We start from the raw sequence: 12,030 nt of genomic DNA, 5'->3' as shown, positions 1-12,030 counted from the left end.
TAGCCATGCATTCCGGCGACAATTGACCACATGGTCGTTCGCCCACTGCTTGACTCCTGCCGGGGCAATAGACTGGGGAATCATGGTGGACATCCAGGATGCAGGGCAGGCGCTGAAGCGGTATTTCGGATATGAGTCCTTTCGCCCGGGTCAGGAGGATCTGGTCAAGGCCATCCTGAATGGGCGGGACTGCCTGGGTGTTATGCCGACCGGGGCCGGCAAGTCCATCTGCTATCAGATTCCTGCCACCCTCCTGGACGGTCTGACCATCGTCATCTCTCCTTTGGTCTCCCTGATGAAGGACCAGGTGGACGGGCTGGAGGATGCCGGCATCCCGGCTTCCTTCGTCAATTCCACCCAGGATATGGATGAGCAGTCCCTGGCCCTGGCTCAGGCTGCCCAGGGACGCAGCAAGATTCTCTACGTGGCTCCCGAGCGGCTGGATGCCCCCAGGTTCAGAGATTTCGCCCAGCATACGAAAATTCCCCTGCTGGCAGTGGATGAAGCCCACTGCGTATCCCAGTGGGGTCAGGACTTCCGCCCTGCCTACTTGGGCATCGGCGACTTCATCGGATCCCTGCCTAACCGGCCCACGGTGGCGGCCTTCACCGCTACGGCGACCGAGAAGGTCCGGCGCGATATCGTATACATGCTGGGTCTGAACGATCCTTACGTAGCAGTGACGGGATTCGACAGGCCCAACCTTTTCTTCGACGTGATCAAGCTGGAGAGCAAATACAAGAATCGCTGGGTGGTCCGGTACGCCCTGAAGCATGGCGATGACTCAGGTATCGTTTATTGCGCCACCCGCAAGGAGACCGAAGCCCTGGCGGATGATCTGACCAAGGCCGGTGTCAGCGCTGTCAGCTATCACGCTGGCATGGATACCCAGGACAGGGAGCAGGCGCAACGGGACTTCGTCAACGACAAGGTGCAGGTGGTCGTGGCCACCAACGCCTTCGGTATGGGCATCGACAAGTCCAATGTGCGCTATGTCATTCATCACAACATGCCTGAGAGTATCGAGGCCTACTACCAGGAGGCAGGCAGGGCGGGACGCGACGGCGAGCCGGCTCGTTGCTCCCTGCTGTGGAACGAGAGCGACATCGTCACTCGCAGGCGCCTGCTGGACATGGACAACGGCAACGACAGACTGACTGGCGAGCAGGCTGAAGCCGTCAGGGCCGAACACCGGCGTTTGCTCAATGTCATGATTGGCTACTGTCGAACCACTGGCTGCCTTCACCAGTATATGCTGCGTTACTTCGGCGAGGAGGTGGACCAGGCTGCTGCAGGTCTTTCTCCTGCCGAGGCCGATAAGGGCAAATCCGTACCAGTAGGGCATCCCGAGACGGGAAGCGGTGGCTGCCAGAACTGTTCCAACTGTCTGAGCACCTTCACGACCATCGATGTCAGCGATGTGGCCCGTGCCATCAGCAGGTGTGTGCATGATGTGAACCAGGGGTTCGGCTCCGGCAAGATAGCCCAGATTCTCCGGGGCTCGCGCTCGCAGGACCTTCTTCGGCGCGGGTTGGATCGGTGCCCCAGCTATGGCGCTCTGGCCCAGGTTCCAGAGGCGCGAATCCGCGACGTGCTCAACCAGATGGCCTCGGACGGGTATCTGTACATCACCGAAGGACGGCTGCCCATGGTCCATTTCGGGCCCAAGGCCGCGCAGACGGTCAGTCCGGACTTTCATTATGAGATCAAACGGACGGAACGCCCGAGTGCTTCAGGCAAGGTCTTCGGTAGCGGGTCTTCTTCGACACTCGACGATGACGGTCTCGAGCAGGCTGGTGCAAGCGATGCCAGCCCAGAGGACGAGGAACTTTTCCAGAAGCTGCGCGACCTGCGGACCAGCATAGCCCGCGAGATCGGCAAGCCTCCCTATATCGTCTTCTCCGACAAGGCACTGCGAGATATGTGTCGCCTTCGGCCCGTCGATGATGCGACCTTCCTGGCTGTCAACGGAGTGGGGCAGCACAAGCTGGAGCAGTATGGGCCCCAGTTCATGGGGGTCATCTCAGAGTTCTCGGCCAGAAAAGCAGTGAATGTGGTCATGGGTGCCGCCGGATCTGATAGGTAGGTCGGCCTACCATGAGATGTACATGACTTCATCAAGGTTGCCTTTCATACCGGGCGCCCGACAGGAAAGGAAATAACAATGGCTGACAAACCTATTGTGGAGAGCTTCCAGCTGGATCACACCAAGGTTAAGGCGCCCTATGTTCGTTTGATCGACGAGGAGAAGGGCCCCCAGGGAGACATCATCTCCAACTATGATCTGCGCTTGGTCCAGCCCAACCAGAACGCCATCCCAACTGCCGGGCTGCATACCATCGAGCACACCATCGCTGTGCTCCTGCGCGAGCGCATCCCCGGTTATATCGACTGCTCGCCCTTCGGCTGCCGGACGGGCTTCCACCTGCTTGCCTGGGGCCGTCATTCGACCGAGGATGTAGCCAAGGCTCTGAAGGAGTCGCTGGAGTTCATCGCCGAAAAGGCCACCTGGGACGACGTGCCCGGCACCGAGATCACCTCCTGCGGCAACTACCGTGACCATTCGCTCTTCTCGGCCAAGCAGTGGAGCCGCGACATCGTGGCTGCCGGCATCAGCTCCGATCCTTACGAGCGCAAGCTGGTCTGAACGCTGACAGAGGGGCCCAGGCTGAAGATGGGAGTTCGGCCTGGGTCCCTATCTTGCTTTAATCCATGGGTACCGTTGACTCGCGTTGAATCAGACGGCAGGGTACGTATTCAATCCCATGGTGCGGCTGTCCTTTGATGGCATCCATGAGCTGCCGAGCGGCAATGCGGCCAATCAGCTCGGTGTTGTTGTCTATGCTAGTCAATGAAGGTCTGGAGGCGTTGACCAGCACATCCCAGTTGTCATGGCCTACTACCGCCACATCATCGGGAATCGACAGTCCCTGTTGCTTCAGTGCATCGATGCAGCCCCTTGCCAGTTGGTCGCTTTGGCAGACGACTGCATCAAAATCGACACCTTGGTCAATCAATAGCCTGGTAGCAGCGCGTCCCCAATTTTCATTCCAGCGACCGTATCGGATTGGCCCAGCAGGTTCAAGGCCGAATTCTGCCAGTGCCTCTAGTGATCCCTTGGTCCGGTCTGTGGCCGCCGTAAAAGTTTCGTCGCCTCCAATGATGGCTATTTTGTTGCGTCCGCAGGAGATGAGCGAATTGACTGCGATTCGTCCGGCATCGACATTGTCGCAGGTGACAGAAGCATCATTGGGATTGGTCGACGGTCCATATGCATAGACCAAAGGAACACCTACGTTTCCCAGACTGGAACGGGGATTGGTTTCCCTTTGCACGATGAGCAGGCCGTCTACATTCAACGAGAGCAGTTTTTCAACATGGCTACGCTCCAGTGCTTCGTCACCTCGTGCGTTCGCCAGCAAAACAGATACGGAGCCAGCGCGCAGCTCGTTTTCGGCCCCAATCAGGATAGGGGTTGAAAAACGGCCGGTCAGGTCGGAGGTGACCAGGCCGATGATGCCGCTCTTGCCGCTGGCCAAGGACTGAGCCATCTTGTTTGGGCTGTAGTGCAGACGTTCTGCCGCTGCCCGAACCTTTTTTCTGGTCGCGGGACTTACCCTGGGCTGGTCATGAAGAGCTTTAGAAGCCGTCGACAGTGACACCTGAGCCATTTGTGCCACATCCGACAGCCTGACAGTCCGTGTTGTCTTCTCCATGTCCGACTCCAGTTCGCGAGTTTTCCGAGCAGTTGATTGTATCGTGTATTAATCCTTATGCTAGTGCGGCCTTCCGAGGATTTCGGTAGTCGCGAAAACTCAGAACGGATATTTTCGCATTAGTGCATTGAAAGTAGAAGAAAATAATCCAGTTAATAATATTCAATGGCTTTGTAACATTATGAGAAAGCGATTTTACATTTTCGCTTATATTGCATATTATGAAAGAGCTTTCGGCGCGGATCATTCGGTTGGACTTAAATGACGCTCGTCGAATGTAAGCGGAGTTTCCGCTGCCAGCTCTCAACGATGAGCGGGAACGTAGAGAAAGAAGCAGATATGATCTCGATGAAGAGCATCGTACGTACGACGACGGCCATAGCCGCTGCCGCCATGCTCCTGCCATTGGCCGCATGTGGAGGAGGATCGCAGTCCGGCGCGGTTTCCGACAAGATACCGGCCAAGGGAACGGACGACGGGGCGCAAATCACCCTGTGGACCAGATCGCCACTGGAGCGGCAGGCAAAAAATGTGGTTGGGGTGTACAACAAGTCCCATAAGAATAAGGTCAAGTTGGAAATCATCCCCAACGACGATATGGAAGGCAAGGTTGGCGGAGCATCCCAGACTGGTTCGCTGCCCGATATTCTGGCGGGTGATGTGGTCCGTATTCCCTATTGGGCTTCTGAGGGCATCTTCAAGGACATCACCAAGCAGATCGATGCCCTGTCGAATAAAGCCGATCTTCAACAGGGACACATCAAGGCTGGAACCGTGGATGGCAAGAAATACACGCTGCCATTCATCACCGATGTATCGATCATGGTCTGGAACAAGGACCTATACCAGCAAGCCGGTCTGGACCCGGAGAAAGGTCCAGCCAGCATAGAGGAATTCACAAGTCAGGCCAAGAAGATCGCCGGTTTGAACAAGGACGGGGTCTCAGGATCATATCTGGCTGGCCAATCAGGCGGGGCGCTGGCGTTCGATCTTTTCCCGTCCTCATGGGCTGATGGTCATGAAGTGATGAACGATGACGGCAGCAAGGCCTCTCTGGACAACTCCTCTATGAAGGCCACCCTGGACGCCTACCATCAGCTTGCTGAGACCACCAATGGCCTGGGAGCAGGCTCCAAGGAGGAGACGGGCGCTACCTGGACAGCCCCATTCGCCAACGGAAAGGTCGGTGTGATGCCCTATCCCAACACCTCGGTGACCGCAGTCATTGAGGCAGAGAAGAAGGGCGGTTTCAAGGTTGGTGTGGCTCCTATACCCGGCACTGAGGAGGGCAAGACCGCAACTTTCCTCGGTGGGGATGCCATGGGAATTTCCAAGGACAGCAAGCATGTCGCTCAGGCTTGGAACTTCCTTTCCTGGCTGATGCAAGCAGACAGCCAGAAGCAGGTGTTCGCCGACAAGGGTGATACCGCTTCGAACATCCGTACTCTGAAGACCGCTTATACCGATGCTGATCCGCGGGTGCAGACCATCAATTCCGTCATTATCGATGGTCATGGTCAGACTCCCAAGTCTCCGGCCTTCAACGAGGCATTCAATGCCGCCGGGTCACCCTGGCAGCTGCTGATTCAAAATGCTGTCTGGGGCAAGGGTAATTTGCAAGCCGACAATCAGGCGGTCAGCAAGGTCCTGTCCAAGGAGTGAATGGCCGTAAATACGGATCCATCGGTTTCGCCAGAAGGGTTGCGGAGGAACCTTTCTGACGATAGCCGAGGATTGGTATGACCAACGAAGGGGTGCAATATGTCAGGCAGCAGTGAGCAAGCAGTAACACGAAGACGAAGCAGGGTACGCGGAAGAAGAATGCGCCGAGGGATGATTTATGCCCTCCCGGATTGGCTGTTCATTATCGTTCTCTTCGTCGTTCCAATCGTCCTGCTGATCGTCATGGCGGGTTCTCGCTGGACCTTGATGGGTGGTAATCGGGGTTGGAATTTCCCGACGAATTTCACCAAGGTTCTGCACAATGAACTGCTTGGCCATGCCATCGGGTTCACATTGGAGTACACGGTCATAGTAACCGTTATTCTCCTGGTACTCGGGCTGGGATTGGCCTTGCTCGTGCAGGAGTCCAGTGCGTGGAACAACGTACTTAGGACCTGCTTCCTGCTGCCTAGCGCCACCGGATTGGCTTCAGCTTCCTTGCTCTTCTATGCTCTATATTCTCCTCAGGTGGGACCGGTCACAAAAATCCTGGCTCATCTGGGTCTCATGGATGCCAATGGTTCTGTGCTGGCCACCGGACAGAGTGCGCTTTGGGCCACCATTATTGTCATTGTTTGGCGGTTCTCGGGTTACTACATGCTGCTCATGATGATTGGTCTGCAATCCATTCCGGGTGATCTTTACGAAGCCGCACGCATGGATGGGGCGGGTACTTGGCGGATTTTCAGATCAATCACCCTGCCTTTGATGCGGCCGACCATCATCATGTGCTTGGTTTACTGCGTTACCGGGTCCATTCTCGCTTTCGATCAGTTCTTCATCCTGACCAAGGGTGGACCCAACAACGCGACCATGACCGTGGTCGAGCTCATTTACAACTTTGCCTTCGACTCCAAGAAAGACCTGGGCATGGCTGCAGCGCTCTCTTTGATTGTGCTGTTGGCCCTGGTCGTCATCAATTCCATTCAAATGCGCGGTCTGCGCGACAATACCAAGTAAGGGGAATCATGACTACGCCCTTGTGGAAACGCTGTATAAGCAGGATTCTTCAGGCCCTGCTGGCTCTGGTCTTCATTGCTCCCCTGATATGGGTGGTCATCTGCTCCTTCAGTCCGCAGACAGGATCTGCCCAGACGGACGGCTGGGGGCCGGGCAATTATCTGACCTTGTTGCATTACCAGGACGGGTTACCTACCTACTTGGCCAATTCGGTGGTAATCACCCTGGTTACGGTGGTTCTTTCCGTAATCGTCTGCACTATGGCTGGGTACTCCTTCTCCAGATTCGAGTATCCAGGTCATGATCTGGGATTCATGGTAACGCTGTCCATTCTCATGGTCCCGTATGCATCCCTGCTGATACCGCTCATGGTTTGGTACAAGGACATCGGTCTGAACGATTCCCTGGTTGGCGTCGGTCTTGTCCTGACTCTTTTCCAGCTGCCCATGAGCACCTTCATTATGCGGATAGCTTTTGATGCCATTCCCAAGGATATGGAGGAGGCCGCCATGGTGGACGGATGCAACAGCCTGCAGGCCCTGGTCAAGATCCTGATGCCTGTGGTCAAACCTTCCATGGTGACCGTGGGACTGCTGGCCTTCCTTGAAGCATGGAATAATTTCATGATTCCCCTCTATCTTGTCGGGTCCTCGCACGCCCCCCTACCGTTGGCCTTGGTCAACATGCGTCAGCAGACCATGGGCGTCATTGACTATGGGGCTACAGAGGCTGGTGTGGTTGTGCTGCTCTTGCCTGCAGCAATCCTCTTCCTGGCGCTTCAGAAGTATTACGTCAAGGGATTCATGGCAGGCGCAGTCAAGGGCTGACGGTCCGCGTCGATGATCGTCGACAGAAGGAGAAAGAATGAGAGAATCACAGTTGCGAGGGAAGCCACTGCCTAGTGAACCCCGAGTCAGGATTACATCAACTTTTTGGAAACAACGGCGGGAGCAGATCGCACGTGTGGTTTTGCCCTATCAGTGGCAGGTTCTCAATGATCAAGTCGATGTAAATGTGCCTGATGATCCAGCCGGCAATCAGGGTTCCGACCCGCTCAGTCATGCCGTCAGCAATCTGCGCATTGCCGCTGGTGAGCAGGATGGAGAATTCAAGGGCATGGTCTTCCAGGATTCCGATGTTTACAAGTGGCTGGAGGAGGCCGCCTATGTGCTGAAGTACCATCCGGATCCTCATCTGCAAGAGGTCTGTGACAGCACTGTGGACATTATTTCCCGGGCTCAGGCTCCAGACGGGTACCTGGTCACCGCTTTTCAGATTGGGACGGGTTCTTGGGCGGATCGCAGGCCTTTCACGCAACTGCAGCAATCCCATGAAACCTACAGCATGGGTCACTACATAGAAGCGGGACTGGCCTATTACCAAGTCACCGGCAACAGGCAGGCCCTGGATATAGCTCGTCGGATGGCTGATTGCATTGATGCGCATATAGGACCTGAAGAGGGGAAAATCCACGGAGCCGATGGTCATCCTGAAATCGAGCTTGCCCTCTGCAAGCTCTTTGAGGCCACTGGTGAAGAGCGGTATAAGCAATTGGCTGCCTACCTCATCGATGTTCGTGGGCAGGATCCAGGTTTCTACGCAAAGCAACAAGAGAGCGCGCCAGGTGAGCAAATTACGCCCGATATGGCTGATTATCCTCTGGAGTACTTTCAGGCTGACCGCCCGGTTCGCCAGCAACAAACAGCCAATGGCCATGCAGTGAGGTTGATGTATTTATGCACGGGTATGGCTCACCTGGCCGCCATTACCCAAGATCCAGACTTGGAACGAACGGTACGCCGACTATGGCGCAACTTGGTCGACAAGCGTATGTACATCACCGGGAATATCGGGTCCACCCATGTCGGCGAGTCCCTTACCTACGATTATGACCTTCCCAATGACACTATGTACGGTGAAACATGTGCATCGGTCGGAGCTACCATGCTGGCCGAGAGAATGCTTGCGCTGGATGCAGATGGTGAATATGGCGACATACTGGAGCGCGAGCTTTTCAACGGTGCCTTGGCAGGCATCAGTCTGGATGGACGTCAGTACTTCTATGTCAATCCCCTCCAGGTTGATCCCGAGGGGGTGGACAATCCGGATCGTCATCACGTTCTGGCACACAGAGTGGACTGGTTTGGCTGCGCCTGCTGTCCCGCCAACATCGCCAGACTGATTGCCTCTGTGGATAGATATATTTATGCAAGGCCCGATGACTCCACGGTGCTCAGCCATCAGTTCATCGCCAATCAGGCCAGCTTTGACAATGGCCTTGAAGTTGTGGAGTCCACGAATTTCCCATGGAGTGGTCTTGTTGACTACGACTTGGAGATGTCCACGGATGCTTCCGGACCAGTTCGTTTCGGCATCAGAGTGCCCAGTTGGACGGCGGATTCGTACAAATTGACCCTTGACGGATTCGAAGAATCGACGAAGCTTGACCGCGGATTCCTTTATGTGGATCTGGCTCCGGGCCAAAAGAGCCATGTTCATCTGGAAATGGATATGGCCGTTAGGCTCATGAGAGCCAACTCGCGGGTTGCGTCGGATGCCGGATCTGTTGCGCTTATGCGAGGCCCCCTGGTCTATTGTGCCGAGTCGACTGATAACCCGGGGGAGCTGTGGCAGTACCGGGTCCTTGTCAATCCTCAGAAAGTGACATCTGAATTCCACCAGGATCTGCTTGGCGGCGTTGATGTGCTGACCGTACCAGCCAAGCTTGATTCCGAGGATGGCCCTGATGATCCTCTCTACATGCCCCTTTCGAATAAGCACGAGCGGTCCGTAAACATGAAGTTGGTTCCTTACTATGCTTGGGCCAATCGGGAGACGGGAAGCATGAAAGTCTGGCTGCGAAGCTGATAAAGAAAAAGGTTCTGACTTTTGATGTGGGGCACACGATAGCCCAAACTATTCCCTGATTCGCTCAATGCGTACTCACTTCGTGACTGCCTGCTGATGGATACACTCGTACTTCGGCAATCGCAGGGGCGGGTTTCGCCCCTGCCGCACCGGTCGAGAAAGAGGTAGCCACAGTGAGCAGGTACGCGATGGAAACTGCACGTTGGATCCGTCATGCCACAATGGACGACTTTGAAACGATCATGCCTGTCTACGCCTACGCCAGAAAGCGGATGGCCGAGACCGGCAACCCCCGTCAGTGGGGGGACAAGTATCCCCTCCCTGAGCGCATCCGCGAGGACATTGCCGGGGGCCACACCATGCTCTTGGTTGACGATGCAGCTGGTATGGATCAAATCCCTGAGGATCCCGTCTACCCTGAACCTGAGTTGGACGAGCATAAGGGCAGCCACGAGCGCATCATCGGTGTTTTCGCCCTCTTCCATGACCCGGAACCAGATTATAAGGTCATTGATGGCAGCTGGCTGGACGATCGGCCCTATACCACCATCCATCGGGTGGCCGCCTCGGGGCTGGGGCGTCACGCGGCCGGGGACCTGCTTGACTGGAGCATGCGCCGGTACGAGAACATCCGCGCCGATACAGGACTGAAGAACTACGCCATGCAGCACATCCTGGAGACTCATGGGTTCACCCGCTGCGGCAACATCATCATGCCTGAGAACAAGGAGATCGAGAACGTGAGGGTGGCCTACCAGCGGCACGATCGTCCACTTGACCTGGCTGAGCGCGAGAGGGCGGCCAAGCATTTGGTTGCCGTCTGAGGGCGGGTGCCGACCGTCGCAGCGCTGTCGCACAATGGAGCCATGACATTGAGTGCAGCGCCAGCATGGCGGTTCTCCGGGCCCGAGGGCCAGCAGCATTACGAGCAAGCTCTTCGGGCCTATCCTGGACAGATCATCGTGGACTTGCGGACCTTGAAGGCCAATATGGCCACCCTGGTGAATATGGTTCATTCCACGAACCCTGCCGCTGCAGTCATGGGTGTGGTAAAGGCCGATGCCTACGGCCACGGGCTCATCCCCGCCGCTCTGGCGGCCTTGTCCGGCGGGGCCACCTGGCTGGGTACGGCCCAGTCCAGCGAGGCCCTTCGTCTGCGTCGAGCAGGCATCGGCCCCGACCGTTGCCGGATTTTGTCCTGGATGTTCAATGGGGACTGCGCGCCCTTCGACCAGCTGATTCAGTCTGACATTGACCTGGGCATCGGTTCCCTGAAGACCATGGACATGGCGGCGCAGGCGGCAGATCAGGTCGGCAGACCTGCCCGTGTCCATATCAAGGTGGACACCGGCTTTGGACGCAACGGCTTCACTCCTGAAACCTTCGAGGATGCCCTGCGTGAACTCTCCCGCCTGGCCGCCCAGGGTCTGTTGGAACCTGTGGGGCTCTTCAGCCACCTGGCAGTGGCCGACATGCCTGAAGTTGACGAGTTCGTGTCGTCCACTGACGAGCAAATCGCCCTGTTCGAGGAGTTTTCTGACAGGATGACGGCCGCCGGCATGAAGCCCGCAATCCGGCATCTGGCCAACACCGCCGCTACGCTCACCCGTCCAGGGATACGTTATGACCTGACACGTCCTGGCATCGGCCTGTACGGTTACGAGCCCGATCCCTCCATGGGGGTTTCGGCCGATTATGGTCTGCATCCGGCAATGACCCTTCAGGCCCAGTTGGGCACCGTCAAGGATATGCCGACCGGTCATGGCATCTCTTACGGGCGTACCTATCTGACGGAGAAACCGACAAGCACGGCCATCATGCCCCTGGGTTACGCCGATGGTATCCATCGATCAGCCTCAGGCTTCGACCGCGAGGGCGCTATGGGCCGGAAGCACCTGGGAGGTCCCGTCCGTCTGATGACTCGCCAAGGGCCCAAGTTGGTTCGCGTCGCTGGAAGGGTCTGCATGGACCAGTGCGTACTTGATCTAGAGGGCATGGCTTCCGACTTGGGAGTGAGCGAGGGCGATACCGTGGTTCTCTTCGGGCCGGGCAAGGGGGAGGATCAGGCTGAGCCAACCGCCGATGACTGGGCCCGGGCCGCCGATACCATAAGTTATGAGATCTTCACCTGCCTGCGTAGCAGGATTCCACGGCTCTACATGGGTGTGCATGAGGTGGTCGACCCCTCCGACCTGCACCTGATCGCCCCTGAATCCATCCTTTGAGACCACTATCACAGGTAGAACCTGGGCTCGGGGCCTTGTCAAGGGGCAATATAAGTGGTGAGATGAGGTTATGACTACATATACAGGAAATGAACCAAGCAATATATCATACACAGCCGTAGCTGACATCACCGGAGGCCGCGAAGGCCATGCGGACAGCCATGAGCCCGATCTCTCCCTGGACCTGGACACACCCAAGGCCATGGGGGGCAAGGGCCAGGGCACCAATCCCGAACAACTTTTCGCTATCGGCTGGGGTGCCTGCTTCCAGGGAGCCATGGGACTGGCTGGCAAGGAGTTGCGCGTGCCGGCCACCAAGCTGGCTCAGAGCAGGGTGCGCACTCATATATCCCTTGGTGACCAGGGCGAGTCCTTTGGTATCAAGGCTCTGATTGAAGTCTGCCTGCCGGGGGTCGACCGTGATCTGGCCACCCGTCTGGTGGAACGCACTCAGGAACTCTGCCCCTATTCCAAGGCCACGGCAGGCAATGTGCCCACCGAAGTAGTGGTCGTGGACAATCTGGACTGAACGGAGCGGG

10 protein-coding genes are annotated in these 12,030 nt (G+C 56.8%); 9 read left to right on the top strand and 1 reads right to left on the bottom strand.

What is annotated here, in order from left to right:
* Positions 1–82: 82 nt before the first annotated feature.
* On the top strand, positions 83–2,086 hold the full coding sequence (locus tag ACNAOV_RS06385) for a RecQ family ATP-dependent DNA helicase (RefSeq protein WP_416517069.1): 2,004 nt from the start codon (positions 83–85) through the stop codon (positions 2,084–2,086).
* Positions 2,087–2,164: 78 nt separating this feature from the next.
* A complete protein-coding gene (locus tag ACNAOV_RS06380; protein WP_029678668.1) occupies positions 2,165–2,647 on the top strand; it encodes an S-ribosylhomocysteine lyase in 483 nt (160 codons plus the stop codon).
* Between the two features lie 58 nt (positions 2,648–2,705).
* On the opposite strand, the gene ACNAOV_RS06375 is transcribed toward ACNAOV_RS06380, so the two are convergent.
* Positions 2,706–3,716, bottom strand: coding sequence for a LacI family DNA-binding transcriptional regulator (locus ACNAOV_RS06375; RefSeq protein ID WP_416517068.1), 1,011 nt, complete (start codon positions 3,714–3,716; stop codon positions 2,706–2,708).
* Between the two features lie 339 nt (positions 3,717–4,055).
* Between ACNAOV_RS06375 and ACNAOV_RS06370 the strand changes: the two genes are divergently transcribed.
* From ACNAOV_RS06370 to ACNAOV_RS06340, 7 genes are all read left to right on the top strand, one after another.
* Complete coding sequence (locus ACNAOV_RS06370) at positions 4,056–5,378, top strand: ABC transporter substrate-binding protein (RefSeq protein ID WP_416517067.1); 1,323 nt, start codon at positions 4,056–4,058, stop codon at positions 5,376–5,378.
* Positions 5,379–5,477: 99 nt separating this feature from the next.
* On the top strand, positions 5,478–6,398 hold the full coding sequence (locus ACNAOV_RS06365; protein ID WP_154312638.1) for a carbohydrate ABC transporter permease: 921 nt from the start codon (positions 5,478–5,480) through the stop codon (positions 6,396–6,398).
* An 8-nt stretch (positions 6,399–6,406) separates the two neighbouring features.
* On the top strand, positions 6,407–7,225 hold the full coding sequence (locus tag ACNAOV_RS06360) for a carbohydrate ABC transporter permease (protein ID WP_198182744.1): 819 nt from the start codon (positions 6,407–6,409) through the stop codon (positions 7,223–7,225).
* A 37-nt stretch (positions 7,226–7,262) separates the two neighbouring features.
* Positions 7,263–9,266, top strand: coding sequence for a glycoside hydrolase family 127 protein (locus tag ACNAOV_RS06355; RefSeq protein ID WP_416517066.1), 2,004 nt, complete (start codon positions 7,263–7,265; stop codon positions 9,264–9,266).
* A gap of 221 nt (positions 9,267–9,487) precedes the next feature.
* Positions 9,488–10,090 carry an N-acetyltransferase gene (locus tag ACNAOV_RS06350; RefSeq protein ID WP_416517065.1) on the top strand — a complete coding sequence of 201 codons (603 nt, stop codon included), beginning with the start codon at positions 9,488–9,490 and terminating at the stop codon, positions 10,088–10,090.
* Positions 10,091–10,132: 42 nt separating this feature from the next.
* Positions 10,133–11,491, top strand: a complete 1,359-nt coding sequence (gene alr, locus ACNAOV_RS06345; RefSeq protein ID WP_416517064.1) for an alanine racemase — start codon at positions 10,133–10,135, stop codon at positions 11,489–11,491.
* Positions 11,492–11,561: 70 nt separating this feature from the next.
* Positions 11,562–12,020, top strand: a complete 459-nt coding sequence (locus ACNAOV_RS06340; protein WP_045935606.1) for an Ohr family peroxiredoxin — start codon at positions 11,562–11,564, stop codon at positions 12,018–12,020.
* Positions 12,021–12,030: the final 10 nt, after the last annotated feature.

Source organism: Bifidobacterium asteroides (assembly GCF_048001765.1).
Classification (GTDB): Bacteria; Actinomycetota; Actinomycetes; order Actinomycetales; family Bifidobacteriaceae; genus Bombiscardovia; species Bombiscardovia asteroides_K.
The sequence above is the reverse complement of the archived record's forward strand: the minus strand, read 5'-3'. Positions and strand labels throughout refer to the sequence as shown.